The organism is Streptomyces sp. NBC_01296 (assembly GCF_035984415.1).
GTDB lineage: Bacteria > Actinomycetota > Actinomycetes > Streptomycetales > Streptomycetaceae > Streptomyces.
Genome location: NZ_CP130720.1, coordinates 1,825,230 through 1,838,748, shown reverse-complemented (window position 1 = coordinate 1,838,748; position 13,519 = coordinate 1,825,230). Strand labels below are relative to the sequence as shown.

The 13,519-nt window shown below is 72.0% G+C and carries 11 protein-coding genes; 8 read left to right on the top strand and 3 right to left on the bottom strand.

Annotation, left to right across the window (positions count from 1 at the left end):
* Positions 1-188: 188 nt before the first annotated feature.
* Positions 189-1,178, bottom strand: a complete 990-nt coding sequence (sph, locus tag OG299_RS08610; protein ID WP_266634931.1) for a sphingomyelin phosphodiesterase — start codon at positions 1,176-1,178, stop codon at positions 189-191.
* A gap of 129 nt (positions 1,179-1,307) precedes the next feature.
* Between sph and OG299_RS08605 the strand changes: the two genes are divergently transcribed.
* Positions 1,308-2,201 carry an oxygenase MpaB family protein gene (locus OG299_RS08605; RefSeq protein ID WP_327361115.1) on the top strand — a complete coding sequence of 298 codons (894 nt, stop codon included), beginning with the start codon at positions 1,308-1,310 and terminating at the stop codon, positions 2,199-2,201.
* Positions 2,202-2,237: 36 nt separating this feature from the next.
* On the opposite strand, the gene OG299_RS08600 is transcribed toward OG299_RS08605, so the two are convergent.
* Positions 2,238-3,773 carry a M1 family metallopeptidase gene (locus OG299_RS08600; protein WP_266634933.1) on the bottom strand — a complete coding sequence of 512 codons (1,536 nt, stop codon included), beginning with the start codon at positions 3,771-3,773 and terminating at the stop codon, positions 2,238-2,240.
* A 366-nt stretch (positions 3,774-4,139) separates the two neighbouring features.
* Here OG299_RS08600 and OG299_RS08595 point away from each other — a divergent pair, with 366 nt between their 5' ends.
* From OG299_RS08595 to OG299_RS08565, 7 genes are all read left to right on the top strand, one after another.
* A complete protein-coding gene (locus OG299_RS08595) occupies positions 4,140-5,003 on the top strand; it encodes an SCO6745 family protein (RefSeq protein WP_266634934.1) in 864 nt (287 codons plus the stop codon).
* 104 nt (positions 5,004-5,107) lie between these two features.
* Positions 5,108-7,582, top strand: coding sequence for a Tex family protein (locus tag OG299_RS08590; RefSeq protein WP_327361114.1), 2,475 nt, complete (start codon positions 5,108-5,110; stop codon positions 7,580-7,582).
* 147 nt (positions 7,583-7,729) lie between these two features.
* Entirely contained in the window at positions 7,730-8,551 is an 822-nt protein-coding gene (locus OG299_RS08585) for a GAF domain-containing protein (RefSeq protein ID WP_266634949.1), read from the top strand.
* 84 nt (positions 8,552-8,635) lie between these two features.
* Positions 8,636-8,953: a hypothetical protein gene (locus OG299_RS08580; protein WP_266634951.1), complete on the top strand. Its 318-nt coding sequence runs from the start codon at positions 8,636-8,638 to the stop codon at positions 8,951-8,953.
* Between the two features lie 278 nt (positions 8,954-9,231).
* Complete coding sequence (locus tag OG299_RS08575) at positions 9,232-9,735, top strand: hypothetical protein (protein WP_266634953.1); 504 nt, start codon at positions 9,232-9,234, stop codon at positions 9,733-9,735.
* Positions 9,722-10,921: an MAB_1171c family putative transporter gene (locus OG299_RS08570; RefSeq protein ID WP_327361113.1), complete on the top strand. Its 1,200-nt coding sequence runs from the start codon at positions 9,722-9,724 to the stop codon at positions 10,919-10,921. The genes OG299_RS08575 and OG299_RS08570 overlap by 14 nt, the downstream gene beginning before the upstream one ends.
* 70 nt (positions 10,922-10,991) lie before the next feature.
* Positions 10,992-11,762, top strand: a complete 771-nt coding sequence (locus OG299_RS08565; RefSeq protein WP_266634957.1) for an SDR family NAD(P)-dependent oxidoreductase — start codon at positions 10,992-10,994, stop codon at positions 11,760-11,762.
* Positions 11,763-11,782: 20 nt separating this feature from the next.
* Here OG299_RS08565 and OG299_RS08560 read toward each other — a convergent pair whose 3' ends face one another.
* Positions 11,783-13,420, bottom strand: coding sequence for an ABC-F family ATP-binding cassette domain-containing protein (locus OG299_RS08560; RefSeq protein WP_327361112.1), 1,638 nt, complete (start codon positions 13,418-13,420; stop codon positions 11,783-11,785).
* Positions 13,421-13,519 lie beyond the last annotated feature (99 nt).

Below are 13,519 nucleotides of genomic sequence, written 5' to 3'. Positions count from 1 at the left end.
TGTCCGGTGGGCGCAGCGCCGCCCACCGGACGAGGGCGGGAGGATCCCGGAGCCCCGCTTCAGCCCCGAGGAGATCCAGGCCCTCGCGCAGCTCAACCGGTTCGAGCCGAAGGACCGGTTCGGCTGAGCTGCGTGCAGGGGCGGTCCCGCGGGGGCCCGTCGCGCGGAGGCACCCGCGGGAGCGTGGGCTAGCGGCCGATCAGCGGGTAGTGGTCGGAGAGGTTGGTGTACGTGTACGAGGTGCCCCAGCTGGAGACCGTCCAGGGCGCCGACTGCTCCTTGACCACGTTGTTCTCCCAGCCCGCCGGGCGGGCGTTGCCCTTGCGGTAGAGGACGTAGTCCAGGTCCTCGCGCGGGTCGGTCGGGTAGCGGTAGTTCGCTATGGAGTTCAGCGCGGTGTCGAAGGAGTACGGGTGACCCGTGCGCGTGTCGGAGTTCGCCAGGTCGGCATCGGCGAGCATCGACGCGAGCTCGGGGGTGCGGGAGTCGACGTTCATGTCGCCGGCGACGATGACCTGCTCGTCCGCCGGGATGTTCTTGCCGTCCAGGAACGCGTCCATCGCCTTGAACTGGCGGGCGCGCATCTGCGCGGCCTCACCCGCGCCGCAGCCCGGGTCGGTGGACTGGGCGTGGGTGCCGACCACGTGCACCTTGGTGCCGCCCACGTTCAGCACCACGTAGGCGAAGCCCTTGTTGGACCACCAGTCGGCGCCGCAGGCGTCCTTGTAGACGACCTGCTCCTTGCGGATGATCGGCCACTTGCTCAGGATCGTGACGCCGCCGTCCTCCGGGGTGGTGGAGGAGTACGCGCCGCCCGTGGCGTCCCAGCCGCTCTTGCTCCGGCCGACGACCGGGGTCTGGTACGGGTACTGCGCCGAGGCATTGGACTTCAGGGCGTCCGAGGCGCCGTTGTCGAAGGCCTCCTGGAGCACGACCACGTCGTGGCCCTGGAAGAAGGAGGCCTTGGGGATCTCCGAAGCGCGGTGGTCCTGGCCCCAGTTGGGGTAGAGGTTCTTGCTCATCAGGAACGTGTTGTACGTCAGGACGCTGAGCCGCGGGGCCGCGGCGCTCTCCGCGGCCGAGGCGGCCGGCGCGCTGGTGGCGGCCAGCGCACCGACGGCGATCACCGCAACGGCCGTGGCGGCGGCACGACCCGGGCGGGGCTTGGTGGGCAGCATGAGGTCTCCATCATTCCTGCAGGGGGGAGATCGACTCCGTCATCCAAGCAGCCGCGGTTACCTCTGGGTAACACCCGTGACAAGACTTTCTGTCCGGGAGCGGACGTCTCGCACTCGCATACTGGAACCATGAGCGAAACAGGGCTTCCCGCACCCGGACCGACGGCCGCGCGCCGCACCGATCCCGAGCCGCCGGCCCCCGGCGGGGTGCTCTGGACCATCTCCGGCGACATCCGGGCCCTGCTGATGCTCCCCGCCGCGTTCACCATGCAGGTCGCCCACCCCGCGATCGGGGCCGGAGTCGACGAGCACTCGGTCTTCCGCACCGACCCCTGGGGGCGCGGCGAGCGCTCGCTGCGCTCCGTCCAGCTGTGGGTGTACGGCGGGGAGGAGGCCGCCGAGGAGGGCCGCCGGGTGCGCCGCCTGCACAAGGAGATCCAGGGCATCGACACCCGGGGCCGGCGCTACCACTCCCTCGACCCCGCCTGCTACTCCTGGGTGCACGCCACCGGCTTCCCGATCTACCTGTACGCCGGGCGCTACCTGCTGCGCCGCTTCACCCCCGCCCAGGAGCGGCAGTTGTACCGGGAGTGGCTCCAGGTGGGCCGGATCCTCGGCGTTCGCGACCGGGACATGCCGCAGAGCATCGAGGAGTACTGGGTCTACTACCGCCGGATGCTGTCCGAGGAGATCGAGCCCACGAAGGTCGCCCGCGAGCTGGTCGCCACGGACGTGCCGCTGCCCCGGCCCGAGGGCGGCTCGCTGCCGGTGCGGCTGCTGCTGCGGCTCACCTGGCCGGTGCTCCGGAAGGCGTTCTTGCACTTCCGGGCCTTCGTCACCGTCGGGTACATGCCGCCCGACGCGCGCGCCGCCATCGGGCTGGAGTGGAGCCCGGCCCAGGAGCGCCGGCTGCGGCGGTTCAGCACGGGCGTACGGCTCCTCGTACCGCTGCTGCCGGAACGGCTGCGGTACCTGCCGATCGCGCGGGCGGCGCGGGAGCGGTGGCGCGCCGCCGCCCCCTGAGGGGCGCCGGCGCGCGGGTCCGCGGACGACCGCGGATCAGTGCTCGTGGATCGTGTTCGTCTCGGCGATCTTCTTCCAGGACTTCGGCTCCACGGGCTTGGCGGCGGGTGCCTTGAGCGACCGGGCGCTCGGCGAGGCGGCACCCGAGGCCGTGGCGCCCGGGGCCGTGGCGGCCGGCGGAGCGAACGCCGGCTTGCCCGGGGTGTACAGCCAGGTCTCGAACAGCTGCGCCAGCGGCTTGTTCGACACCTTCTCCGCGTACCGGACGAAGTCCCCGACCTTGGCGTTGCCGTAGGCGCGCTCGGTCGGCCAGCCCTTGAGGATCTGGAAGAACTTCTCGTCGCCGATCTCGTTGCGCAGCGCCTGCAGGGCGATCGCGCCGCGGTCGTACACGGCCCCGTGGAACTGGTTGTCCGGGCCCGGATCGCCCGGCTTGACCTGCCAGAACGGGTCGTCCGCCGCGCGCAGCTGATACGCCCAGTCGGCGAGCTCCTGCGCGGTGCCCTCGCCCTCCTTCTCCGACCACAGCCACTGGCTGTAGCGGGCGAAGCCCTCGTTGATCCAGATGTCCTTCCAGCCGTCGACGGAGACGCTGTCGCCGTACCACTGGTGGGCCAGCTCGTGCACGACCACCGAGACGTTGGCGCCGTTCGCGAACTGCTTCGGGCTGTAGAACGGCCGGGTCTGCGTCTCCAGCGCGAAGCTGGAGGGCACGTTCGGCACGTAGCCGCCCAGGGCGTTGAAGGGGTACGGCCCGAAGACCCCCTCCAGCCATTCGGCGACCTCGCCGGTCCGCTCCACGCTCGCGCGCGCCGCGCCCGCGTTGTCGCCGAGGTCCTTGCTGTACGCGTTGAGGATGGGCAGGCCGCTCGCCGTCTTGTCGGTGGTGACGTCGAACTTGCCGATGGCGAGCGTGGCGAGGTACGTGGCCTGCGGCTTGTTCGAGCGCCAGTTGTACCGGGTCCAGCCGAGCCGGGAACTCTGCGACTGGAGCACGCCGTTGCTGATGGCCTGCGTACCGTCGGGGACGTTGACCGAGATGTCGAAGGTGGCCTTGTCGAGCGGGTGGTCGTTGCTCGGGAACCACCAGACGGCCGAGTCGGGCTCCTGCGCCGCGATACCGCCGTCCGGGGTGCGCTGCCAGGCCGACCATCCGTCGATCTTGAACTCCGAGGGCTTTCCCGCGTACTTGACGACGACGCTCGCCGGCTTGTCCTTCTGCAGCGGCTGGGCGGGGGTCACCTCCAGCTCGTGGTCCCCGGACGTGGCGAACTTCGCCTTGGCGCCGTTGACCCGGATCTCACTGACCTTCAGGCCGAAGTCCAGGTTGAAGCGGGAGAGGTCCTGCTTGGCGGTGGCCAGGAGGGTGGCGGTGCCCTCCAGCAGGTCCGTCTTCGGCTGGTACTGCAGGCGCAGGTCGTAGTGGGACACGTCGTATCCGCTGTTGCCGCTGGCCGGGTAGTAGGGATCACCGATACCCGGGGCCCCTTGGACCGAACTCGCCGCCGACGCCGGGATCACCAGCAGGAGGGAAGCGGCGAGCACGCTCGGGGCGATGACTTTGCGGTGCACGAAGGGCTCCAATGGGTTGGGAGTCGGTTCCGATCAAGGCCTTGTCGTTCGACCGTATTCACGCCTGACCCCCCACGTCATGTCCATGGCCCCTGCTGTCACACGATCGCCATTCGGCCGTCACGGGCCGGCGGCCGCACCGGGCCCGGGCTGCGGCGCAGTCGGGCGCTCACCGTCCCCGAAGAGCCCGGTCCGGGTGCGGGTACCGCCGGCTCCCGGTGCGGCGAAGTGCCGAAGAAAGGCCAGAAAGTGAGTGCGGCCGTCTGGTATGTCCACGCCTCCCCGTTGGCATATCGGCTCGATCTCGCGCACGGCAACTGCGCCCCGGACTACCCGACATACTGAGCGGTCGGTAACCTGAGCGGTATGACGATTCCTGAGCGCGCCGCCCGCAACTGTTGGCATGCAGCGATCAACCCGCTGCACGCGACCATCTACTTCTCGCCCGACCTGGGCAAGGAGTTCGCCGCCCTCGGCGTCACCGAGCGGCCCGCCGTGAACCTCGCCTCGCGATCCGCCGCCATGGGCGCCGTCGGAGCCGGGACGGTCACCGCCACCTTCTACAACTACCGCCACGACTTCGTCGCCCGGCACCTGCCCGCCGTCTGGGACGTGATCACCCCCGGGCAGGCCCTCGACGCCCGCCTGCGCGCCGCCGACAGCACCCTGCGCCGGCTGCTCGGCAACGAGACCGTCGAGTCCCCCGAGCTCGCCGAGGCCGCAGACCTCGCCCTGCGCGCCACCGAGGGCTGCAGCCGGCACGCCCGGACCCTGTACGCCGCCCACGCCGACCTCCCCGTACCCGAGGAGCCGCACCTGCGCCTGTGGCACGCCACCACCCTGCTGCGCGAACACCGCGGCGACGGCCACCTCGCCGCCCTGCTCCTCGCCGGGCTGGACCCGCTGGAGGCCCTGGTCAGCCACACCGCCACCGGCCGCGGCATGACCCCGAAGTGGATCAAGGCCATCCGCGGCTGGGAGCAGTCCGACCTCGACGCCGCCGGCGACCGGCTGCGCGAGCGCGGGATCCTCGACGCAGACGGCGAGCTCACCGAGGAGGGCAAGGCCGTACGCGAGCGCCTCGAGACGGACACCGACCGCCTCGACGCGGCCCCGTACGAGCACCTCGGCGCGGACGGCCTGGCCCGGCTCGCCGAACTCGGCGGCGGATTCGTCATGAAGGCCCTCGCGGCCGGCGCCTTCCCCGGCGACGCCTTCGGCAAGGCCTGAGGAAGCGGGGCGCGGCCCCGGGCGCGGGGCTCCCGGACCCCGTCACCGCCACCTGCCACAATTGGCAGCCTTCCAGTGCAAACGAAGGCAGGCGGGACCCGATCGTGACGATGTCCATCGAAGGCAGGATCGCCGAGGAGCTCGGCGTACGGGAGCGGCAGGTCAAGGCCGCCGTCGAGCTGCTCGACGGCGGCTCCACCGTGCCGTTCATCGCGCGCTACCGCAAGGAAGCGACCGAGATGCTCGACGACGCCCAGCTGCGCACCCTCGAGGAGCGGCTGCGGTATCTGCGCGAGCTCGAAGACCGCCGTGCGGCGATCCTGGACTCCGTACGGGAGCAGGGCAAGCTCGACGCCGAGCTGGAGGCCCGGATCAACGCGGCCGACACCAAGGCCCGGCTCGAGGACATCTACCTCCCGTTCAAGCCCAAGCGGCGCACCAAGGCGCAGATCGCCCGCGAGGCCGGCCTGGAGCCGCTCGCCGAGGGCCTGCTGACCGACCCGTCGGTGGATCCGGCCGCCGCCGCGGCCGCGTTCGTGGACGCCGACAAGGGCGTCGCGGACCCGGCCGCAGCCCTGGACGGCGCCCGCGCCATCCTCACCGAGCGCTTCGCCGAGGACGCCGACCTGATCGGCGAGCTGCGCGAGCGCATGTGGGGCCGCGGCCGGCTCGCCGCGAAGGTCCGCGAGGGCAAGGAGGAGGCGGGCGCCAAGTTCGCCGACTACTTCGAGTTCGCCGAGCCCTTCACCGCGCTGCCCTCGCACCGCGTCCTCGCCATGCTGCGCGGCGAGAAGGAGGACGTCCTCGACCTCACGCTGGAGCCGGAGGCGCCGAGCGAGACGCCCGGCCCGTCCACGTACGAGGGCATGGTCGCGCGCCGCTTCGGCGTCAACGACCGCGGCCGGCCCGGCGACAAGTGGCTGGCCGACACCGTCCGCTGGGCCTGGCGTACGAAGATCCAGGTGCACCTCGGCATCGACCTGCGGATGCGGCTGCGCGCCGCCGCCGAGGACGAGGCCGTCCGGGTCTTCGCCGCCAACCTGCGCGACCTGCTGCTCGCGGCCCCCGCCGGCACCCGGGCCACGCTCGGCCTGGACCCCGGTTTCCGCACCGGCGTGAAGGTCGCCGTCGTGGACGCCACCGGCAAGGTCGTGGCCACGGACGTGATCTACCCGCACGTCCCCGCCAACAAGTGGGACGAGTCCCTCGCCAAGCTGGCGCGGCTCGCGAAGGAGCACGCTGTCGAGCTGATCGCCATCGGCAACGGCACCGCCTCGCGCGAGACCGACAAGCTCGCCGGGGACCTGATCACCCGCCACCCCGAGCTGAAGCTCACCAAGGTGATGGTGTCCGAGGCGGGCGCCTCCGTGTACTCGGCGTCCGCCTTCGCCTCGCAGGAACTCCCGGACATGGACGTGTCGCTGCGCGGCGCGGTCTCCATCGCCCGCCGCCTCCAGGACCCGCTCGCCGAGCTCGTCAAGATCGACCCCAAGTCGATCGGCGTCGGCCAGTACCAGCACGACCTCGCCGAGGTGAAGCTCTCGCGCTCGCTCGACACGGTGGTCGAGGACTGTGTGAACGGCGTCGGCGTGGACGTCAACACCGCCTCCGCGCCCCTGCTCTCGCGGGTGTCCGGCATCAGCGGCGGACTCGCCGAGAACATCGTGGCCCACCGCGACGCCAACGGCCCCTTCCGCAGCCGCAAGGCGCTCAAGGACGTGGCCCGGCTCGGCCCGAAGGCGTACGAGCAGTGCGCGGGCTTCCTGCGGATCCGCGGCGGGGACGACCCGCTGGACTTCTCCAGCGTGCACCCCGAGTCGTACCCGCTGGTCCGGGGCATGGCCAAGACGGCCGGCAGCGAGGTGGCGGCCCTGATCGGCAACACCGGCGTACTGCGCTCGCTGCGGCCGGAGCAGTTCGTCACCGAGGCCTTCGGCCTGCCGACCGTGACGGACATCCTGCGCGAGCTGGAGAAGCCGGGCCGCGACCCGCGGCCCGCCTTCAAGACGGCCACCTTCAAGGAGGGCGTCGAGAAGATCGGCGACCTGGCGCCCGGGATGATCCTGGAGGGCGTGGTCACCAATGTGGCCGCGTTCGGCGCGTTCATCGACATCGGCGTCCACCAGGACGGGCTGGCCCACGTCTCGGCGCTGTCGAAGAACTTCGTCAAGGACCCGCGGGACGTGGTCAAGCCGGGTGACATCGTCCGCGTGAAGGTCATGGACGTGGACATCCCGCGCAAGCGGATCTCGCTGACCCTGCGGCTGGAGGACGAGGCCGACCGCTCGGCGGACGCCCCGCGGCAGCGCGAGGACCGCCAGGACCGGCGCGGCGGCGGCCGTCCCCCGCAGCAGCGCGGCGGCAGCCAGGGCGGAAGCCAGGGCGGCGCAGGTCAGCGCCAGGGTGGCCAGCGCCAGGGCAGCGGCCAGGGCAGCGGTCAGGGTGGCCAGCGCCAGGGCGGCCAGGGAGGCCAGCGCCAGGGCGGCAGCGGCTCCCCGGCCCCGGCCAACAGTGCGATGGCGGACGCCCTCCGCCGCGCCGGCCTCACCGGCGCCCCCGAGGACCGCCGCAAGCGCTGACCTCGCGCAGCCCGTGGCTCCTGCGGCGGTCGGCCGCAGGGGCCACGGGGGCCGACTTCCTGCAGATCGTCAACTCCGAGCCGCCGCACGGGAAATATGGGATTCTGCGATCCCAGACCTTCCGCGAGCGGGGAGTGGCACGGACGGATGAAGCAATGGCTGGCCGAACGGGGCGTCCACTATCTGTTCCTGCTCTTCTCCGCCGTCCTCGGTGTGGCTGTCGCCGTCGTCTCCGTGTGGGCGGACGGTGCCCAAGGGGCCGACAAGCGGCAGTGGGCCCTCATAGCCGGCGTCTCCGCCTTCGGCGTCGTCCTGATCACCCACTTCGAGAAGCGCCTGGTGGAGAAGGGCAAGAAGCGGGCCGAGGATCGAGCCATCCGGGCGGAGGCGGGGATGGCACAGCTGTACACGACGACGCTGCGCCCCCTGAGCGACAAGATCAAGGCCATGGCGGAGTTCTACGCGGACGCAGCCCCGCTCCCGTCCTCGCTGCCCGCGCAGACGGTCGCCGACCTGGACGACAGGCGCAAGGACATCCTCGATCAGGTCCTGGCCGGAGCGGTCGACCTCACGGCTCCTCCGCTGGGGCCGAGCTACCTCCCCCGCGCGCGGTGCAGTTTCTACCTGTACGACGCCGCCACGGGCGGTTTCACGCTGGAGGCCACGTTTCCCGGGTACCGGCCGCCCAGGGCCGTCATCGACCCGGTCGGCGCGGCGCACATGAAGAACGAGATCCTGGGCGGCGGCGGCAAGACCTTCAGGATCGACGGCGAGCAGGTCACGCGGTCCTATCTCATCCCCGAAGGCACGGGATACGAAGCGGTCATCGCCGTCCCGGTCATCCACGGAACCCAAGAGATAGGCGTACTCTCGGTCGACGCACCCCGCTTCGCGGACTTCATCGATCCGCACGTGACGCTCATGGAATCGCTCGCCCGCATCCTCGCCGCCTCCTACGCACTGAAGTAACGGAGGCTTCCGATGGTTTCGCAGGATCCGGGCGAATCCCGCCGAGCGCCGACGTCGGCATCCGCGTGGTCCGACGAACATCCCATGCCCCCGCACCTGGAGGGCGTCGGTCCCGAGAACTGGCATCGGCTGCTGGAACACGAGCGCGTCCGCTTGGCCGCCCTCGACGCGGCACGCCTCCAGGTGGAGGCCGAACTGGACCGTCCGCGCGAGCGGAGCCTGTCGAACCTCGGCGTCACCGCCGTCGCGTCGGTCGTGTTCGGCGTCATTGCCGTCGCCCTGTTCGCCACGGGCTTCGGGCAGTGGAGCATCCTGCCGCTGGCCCTGCTGGTGCCGGCGTTCCTGCTGGCCCTGCGCTACGCCCTGCTGGTGCTCCGCGCAGGCACGCAGGAGCGGCCTTAGCGGCGCAGGAGCGCCGAGGGTCTGATTGTGGCCAGTGGCGGGCCGTGGGCCGGGTTCCGGGGTGGCCGAATAGGCACCCCACCTGGGCAGCTGCCTTGCGAACTCCCGTACAAGATCTGTAGGCATGGTGGAACGCCCGTTCGCCGGCTGGTGAACGGGCTTCCGTTTCTCCCCTCAGGACCCCACTCCCCGAGGCCGCCTTGAAGGCACAGGACGCCATGCCCACGCCCACGCACGCCTACCGACGCTGCCCGCGAAAGGGTCCGAAGAGGGATCACATGCCCCACTCGCAACCCAGCCTCCGTAAACGGTGCGAGAAGATTCTCGGCCATCTGGATCTGACGCATCCCTTCTCCCTCGAAGGGCTGTGCAACCGGATCGCCGAGCAGCGCGGGCGCCCCATCCGGCTGCACCCGCTCCCCAAGGAGGCGGCGGAATCCGGGGTCTGCGGGCTGTGGGTGGGCACCGCCACCGTCGACTACGTCTTCTACGAGGCCCAGACCACCGCGCTCCACCGCGAGCACATCGTGCTCCACGAGCTCGGGCACATCCTGTTCGGCCACCACTCCCTGGAAGCGGAGGACACCGACGGGCAGGCTCCGGTCGTCCTCGGCCGCACCAACTACACCACCAGCCAGGAGCGGGAGGCCGAGATGCTCGCCAGCATGATCCGCATCCGTACGACGGGCCCCTGCCCGCAGTCCGCCGCCGCACCCCGCGGCACCCTCGCCTGGCTGGAATCCGCCATGGGTTACGGGCGGGGGGGCCATGGGCGCCGCTGAGCTCACCGCCTTCGGCGACTGGCTCGCCGTACCCAGCGTGGTCTGCCTCTGGATCGCGGTCCTGCTGCGCGCCCCGGCCGCCCTGCGCTCCCCGCAGCAGCGCGGCCTGTGGCTCGCCGTCGCCACCGCCGCCGCGGCGATGACCCTGAACCTCCCGGACGTCGTCACGTACGCGATGCGCGACCCGGACTACGCGCACACCGTCGGGCTCGTCCGCAACCTCATCGGCGTGCTCTCCGCGGGCACCGTGCTCTACTTCGTGGCCGCCGCCACCCGCGGCCGGGTCCTCCAACTCGCCGCCTGGACGGGCACGGTGGCCTGGCTGACCACCCTCGTGGTGCTGGACACCGCCGCTCCCGCGCACGGCACGCACACCATCCCGCCGCAGGGCGATCCGGTGCCCTCCCTCGCGTACTGGCTGTTCCTGATCTCCGCGCACCTCCTCGCCAACATCACCTGCGTCTCGCTCTGCTGGCGCTACAGCCGCCGCAGCGAGAGCAGGGGCCTCGTCGCCGGGCTGCGGCTCTTCGGCCTCGGCACCGCGCTCGCCGGCCTGTTCTGGTTCGTGTACCTCCTCAAGGCCCTGTTCGCCAGCACCTGGGCGATGCCCGCCCTGCCGCTGATGATGAACCTGCACGGGCTGCTGCGCGCCGCCGCGATCCTCGTGCCGACCCTGTTCGTCCTGCGCCGCACGAGCGCCGACATCGCCACCGCCTGGCGGCTGTGGCCGCTGTGGCACGACCTCGTCCAGGCCGTCCCGCACGTCGCCCTCACCAAGCCCCGGGCCGGCCGGGTCGTGGAGCTGCTGTGGCCGCCGGTCCCGCGCAACCTGCTGGTGTACCGCAAGGTGATCGAGACCCGCGACGCGATCCTGATCCTCGGCGAGTACGTCGCCCCGGGCGTCCCGGAGCTCGCCCGCAGCCATGTCACCGGGCACGGGATCCCCGAGCAGCGGCGCACCGCGGCCGCGCTGGCCTGCGTACTGAAGGAGGCACGGCAGGCGAAGCTCGCCGGACGGCCCGGACAGCCGGGGGAGGACGCGGACTGGGAGCTGCCGGCCGCGATGCAGACCTCCGCCGAGGGCGGGGACCTGGACGACGAGGCCCGGTTCCTGGTCGACGTGGCACAGGCCTACGGCTCGCCGGCGACCACGGACTTCACCCCGGAGAGCCCGAACGCCGGCTAGGACCCGGGGACTTGAGGGCCTCAGGACCTGAGGACCCGAACCCCGGACGACCGTAGGAAGTGACGTTCTCTTGACCACCGTTCTGATCACCGGGGCCAGTGCCGGACTCGGCGCCGCCTTCGCCCGCGGCTTCGCGGCCAAGGGCTGCGCCCTCGTCCTGGTCGCCCGCGACAAGGACCGCCTCGAAGCCGTGGCCCGGGAGCTCGGCCGGGAGTTCGGCACGGCGAGCGAGGTGCTGCCCGCCGATCTGCTGGACGACGCGGACTGCACGGCCGTCGCCGAGCGGCTCGCCGACCGGTTGCGGCCCGTGGACATCCTGGTCAACAACGCGGGCTTCGGGCTCCCCGCGCCGTTCCCGTACAGCCCGGTCGAGGACGAGGAGCGGATGCTCGACCTGCTGGTGAAGGTCCCGCTGCGGCTCACCCACGCCCTGCTGCCGCGGCTGCGCGAGCGCCGCCGGGGCGCGGTGGTGAACGTGTCCTCGGTGGCCGGACTGCTGCCGACCGGGACGTACGGGGCCGCCAAGGCCTGGGTCACCGCGTTCAGCGAGTCCCTGCGGGTGGACATGGCGCCGTACGGGGTACGGGTGCTCGCGGTGGTCCCGGGGTTCACCCGCACCGAGTTCCAGGCGCGGGCCGGGATGGACGTCAGCGCCCTGCGCGAGGCGGTGTGGCTGGAGCCCGAGGCCGTGGTGGCCAAGGCCCTGCGGGACCTGGCCCTGCGCCGGCCGGTGAGCATCACCGGCCGCCGCTACCAGGCGTACGCGCTCGCCGCCCGGCACCTGCCGCGCGCGCTCGTGGCGGAAAGGCTGCCCCGCAAGCGCCGCGCGCCGCAGCAGTAGCCGCCCGGACCGCGGACGCCCTAGAGCTCGGTGACCTTGCCGTCCGCGACCTCCAGGCGGCGGGTCACGTGCACCGCGTCCAGCATCCGGCGGTCGTGGGTGACCAGCAGCAGGGTGCCCTCGTACGCGTCCAGGGCCGCCTCCAGCTGTTCGATCGCCGGGAGGTCCAGGTGGTTGGTGGGCTCGTCCAGCACGAGCAGGTTCACCCCGCGGCCCTGGAGCAGCGCCAGGGCCGCCCGGGTGCGCTCGCCGGGGGAGAGCGTGGCCGCCGGGCGCAGGACGTGCGCCGCCTTCAGGCCGAACTTGGCCAGCAGGGTCCGCACTTCGGCCGGCTCGGTGTCCGGGACCGCCGCGCAGAAGGCCTCCAGCAGCGGTTCGTCCCCGAGGAAGAGCCCGCGCGCCTGGTCCACCTCGCCGACCAGCACGCCCGAACCGAGCGTGGCCGCACCGGAGTCGGGCACCAGCCGGCCGAGGAGCACGGCGAGCAGCGTGGACTTGCCCGCGCCGTTGGCGCCGGTGATCGCGACCCGGTCCGCCCAGTCGATCTGCAGGCTGGCCGGGCCGAAGGCGAAGTCCCCGCGCCGCACGGCGGCCTCGTTCAGGGTGGCGACGACCGAGCCGGAGCGCGGCGCCGCCGCGATCTCCATGCGCAGCTCCCACTCCTTGCGGGGCTCGTCGATGACGTCGAGCCGCTCGATGGCGCGCTGCGTCTGGCGGGCCTTGGCGGCCTGCTTCTCGCTGGACTCGCCCCGCAGGTTCTTGCCGATCTTGTCGTTGTCGCTCGCCTTGCGGCGGGCGTTGCGCACGCCCTTGTCCATCCAGTTGCGCTGCATCTGGGCGCGGCCCTCCAGGGCCGCCTTCTTGCCCGCGTACTCGTCGAACTCCTCGCGGGCGTGCGTACGGGCCCGCTCGCGCTCCTCCAGGTAGGCGTCGTAGCCGCCGCCGTAGAGGTTGATCTGCTGCTGCGCCAGGTCGAGTTCGAGGACCTTGGTGACGGTCCGGGTCAGGAACTCGCGGTCGTGGCTGATCACGACGGTGCCCGCGCGCAGGCCCTTCACGAACCGCTCCAGGCGCTCCAGACCCTCCAGGTCCAGGTCGTTGGTCGGCTCGTCGAGCAGGAAGGCGTCGTAGCGGGAGAGCAGCAGCGAGGCGAGGCCCGCGCGGGCCGCCTGGCCACCGGACAGCGCGGTCATCGGCAGGTCCAGGCTCACGGCCAGCCCGAGCTCGTCGGCGACCTCCTGGGCCCGCTCGTCGAGGTCGGCGCCGCCGAGGTTCAGCCACTGGTCCAGGGTCGTCGCGTACGCGTCGTCGGCGCCCGGGGTCCCGTCGACCAGGCCTTGGGTCGCCGCGTCCAGCGCCGCCTGGGCGCCGGCGACGCCCGTACGCCGGGCCAGGAAGTCCCGTACCGACTCCTCGGGGCGCCGCTCCGGCTCCTGGGGCAGATGGCCGACGGCAGCGGTGGGCGGGGAGAGCCGCAGCTCACCGGTCTCGGGCGTGTCCAGGCCGGCGAGCAGGCGCAGCAGGGTGGACTTCCCGGCGCCGTTGACGCCGACGAGGCCGATGACGTCGCCGGGGGCGACGACGAGGTCGAGATCGGCGAAGAGCGTGCGCTCACCGTGCGCGGCGGTGAGGTTCTTGGCGACGAGGGTTGCAGTCATGGTCCGACGATCCTATCCGGGCTCCTCCGCGCCGCCGGACCGTGGCCGTAAAGGTGGGATGGGCGTCATTGCGGTCATCGCCAGGGCGTCACACCATGG

Excerpts from the sequence above, each read along its gene's own strand:
- OG299_RS08585 (WP_266634949.1), top strand. The coding sequence starts at position 7,730 with ATGAAGCAATGGCTGGCCGAACGGGGCGTCCACTATCTGTTCCTGCTC.
- OG299_RS08595 (WP_266634934.1), top strand. The coding sequence starts at position 4,140 with ATGACGATTCCTGAGCGCGCCGCCCGCAACTGTTGGCATGCAGCGATC.
- OG299_RS08580 (WP_266634951.1), top strand. The coding sequence starts at position 8,636 with ATGCCCCCGCACCTGGAGGGCGTCGGTCCCGAGAACTGGCATCGGCTG.
- OG299_RS08605 (WP_327361115.1), top strand. The coding sequence starts at position 1,308 with ATGAGCGAAACAGGGCTTCCCGCACCCGGACCGACGGCCGCGCGCCGC.
- sph (WP_266634931.1), bottom strand. The coding sequence starts at position 1,178 with ATGCTGCCCACCAAGCCCCGCCCGGGTCGTGCCGCCGCCACGGCCGTT.
- OG299_RS08570 (WP_327361113.1), top strand. The coding sequence starts at position 9,722 with ATGGGCGCCGCTGAGCTCACCGCCTTCGGCGACTGGCTCGCCGTACCC.
- OG299_RS08560 (WP_327361112.1), bottom strand. The coding sequence starts at position 13,420 with ATGACTGCAACCCTCGTCGCCAAGAACCTCACCGCCGCGCACGGTGAG.
- OG299_RS08575 (WP_266634953.1), top strand. The coding sequence starts at position 9,232 with ATGCCCCACTCGCAACCCAGCCTCCGTAAACGGTGCGAGAAGATTCTC.